Annotated in this window: 1 protein-coding gene; it reads left to right on the top strand. The window is 60.8% G+C overall.

From position 1 onward, the window contains the following. The first annotated feature begins 252 nt into the window (after positions 1-252). On the top strand, positions 253-1,878 hold the full coding sequence (locus RMO15_RS06690; protein ID WP_309709577.1) for a M28 family peptidase: 1,626 nt from the start codon (positions 253-255) through the stop codon (positions 1,876-1,878). Positions 1,879-2,161 lie beyond the last annotated feature (283 nt).

Genomic DNA, 2,161 nt, shown 5'->3' with positions numbered 1-2,161 from the left:
CGGAATCGACCACACCAAGCTCACCTACCGCTTCCAGGGCCGTGACTTCCGCCTCACGGATGTCTTTGGCAATGTCCAGAAAAAGCTGATTGTGTAACCTCTCCCCGCCGCTGAGACGGCGCCCCTCTCCGGCTGATCGCTCGTTCCTCGCGGCGAAGAGGGGGAATTCTCCTCACCTCCCCCTTCGCGAAGCCGGAGGGGGAAACGGCGCTGTCGCCGAGGGGGAGGTAAACGCAGGGTACAATCTTAGGTATGAAACGCTTCTCTCTCTCACTGGCGCTGACACTTGCGCTCGGCTCGCTTGCGGCTCCACAGACCTTTTCGCCGGACTCGGTGAAGGGGCATGTGACCTATCTTGCCTCGGATAAGCTCGCAGGGCGTGGCTCGGGGACGCGCGGGAACGAGGCGGCGGCGAAGTATATCGCGGAGCAGTTTAAGAAGGCGGGGCTAAAACCGGCGGGGACGAAGGGGTATCTCCAGCCGTTTTCGTTTCCCGCAGGCGTGGCGCAAGGGAGCAAGAACCGACTGCAAGTGAGCGGCTTTGGGCGCTACGCCGCCGGGCAGACCTTTGAGCCCTCGCCGCTCTCCACCACAACGGCAGGCGAAGTTAGCGGTGAGCTGGTCTTTGTCGGCGAGGGGCTGGAGTATTCTCAGGACGTCAAGGGCAAGCTTGTCGTGGCCAGCGCCGAGGGCACGGGCGGGGTTCGCAAGAAGGCCATTGTCGCACGGGAGAAAGGTGCGGCGGGGCTGATCGTGGCATCTGCGGAGGATGCGGCGCTGCGCTTTGAAGAAGGCGATGGCACCGATGCGGGGCTGCCGATTGCGACTGTGCGCAAGAGCGTGGTCGAGGCCTGGAAGGCAAAAAACACGCCGCTCACGGGGACACTCCAGACGGAGGTCAAGAAGCAGAGCAAGACGAGCGCCAATATCCTGGGCTTGCTCGAAGGCTCCGACCCGGCGCTGAAGAGCGAGATTTTGGTGATCGGGGCGCACATGGACCATCTTGGGCTGGGCGGAACACACTCGCTCGCCGAGAGCAAGGCTCCGGCGATCCACCACGGCGCGGATGACAATGCCTCCGGGACGGCGGGCGTTCTGGAGTTGGCGGCATATTTTGCGAAAAATCGCCCCAAGCGCTCGATTCTCTTTATGTGCTTCTCCGGCGAGGAGCTGGGCCTTCTCGGGAGCGCGCACTACGTGAAAAGCCCCACCCTACCGCTGGCGCAAACCGTCGCGATGGTAAATATGGACATGATCGGGCGGCTGGATCAGGACCGGCTGATTGCCGTCGGTAGCGGCACCTCACCAGACTGGAACCCACTGCTAGACAAGCTCAATACTGAGGCGAAGTTCTCACTCTCGCGCTCCGAGTCGGGGTTTGGGTCTTCTGACCAGCAGTCGTTCTACAACGCTAAGATTCCGGTTCTGTTCTTCTTCACCGGCCTGCACGGTGACTACCATCGTCCCAGTGACACGGCCGATAAGATCAACTACGACGGCGAGGCAAAAGTCCTAGCGCTCGTCGCCCGTGCCACGCGAGAGATCGCGGATGCCCCCGCGCGGCCCGGCTTTACGCAGATCACGGTCGTGCAGGAGCAACCGGCGCGCTTTAAGGTCTCGCTGGGCTCGATTCCCGCTTATGGCTACGAGGGTGAGGGAGTTCAGCTTGACGGGGTTCGTCCCGGCTCCCCCGCAGAGAAAGCGGGGATGCAAAAGGGCGATATTATTGTCAAGTTTGGCGCTCGAACCATCAAAAACGTCCAAGAGTACACCCTGGCTCTGGGCGACTACAAGCCCGGCGATGTCGTCGAGATCGTCATCAAGCGCGGTGACCAGACGCTGACGGTGAAAGCCACGCTCGCGGCTTCGAGCCGGTAGTCCCCCCGGTTGGAGCGGGGAGACTAAAGAGCGTCGCGGGCTCCGCTACGAAGGGCGTGCCGCCCATAACCGCGTTAACCCAGGATTCCTATGGCCGGAACGGCCTTTACAGCCAAAGGCTCTCCAGTTCCCCCGTTCTGATCCTAATCTTGTCCCATAACTTTTTGTCGTCTTGGAGCCGAAATTGCAAAAGAGAGAGTGATGGAAACAACAGATTCTCTTCTTCAGCAAGAACCTACTCAAGACAAAGAGTGGGCATGGATAGAGGTTCACGGAGCAAAAC

Origin of the sequence: Armatimonas sp., assembly GCF_031410135.1 — a bacterium.
In the GTDB taxonomy this organism is placed as follows: Bacteria; Armatimonadota; Armatimonadia; order Armatimonadales; family Armatimonadaceae; genus Armatimonas.
Note: the sequence above shows the minus strand (reverse complement) of the source record. Positions and strands in the feature narration are given on the sequence as shown.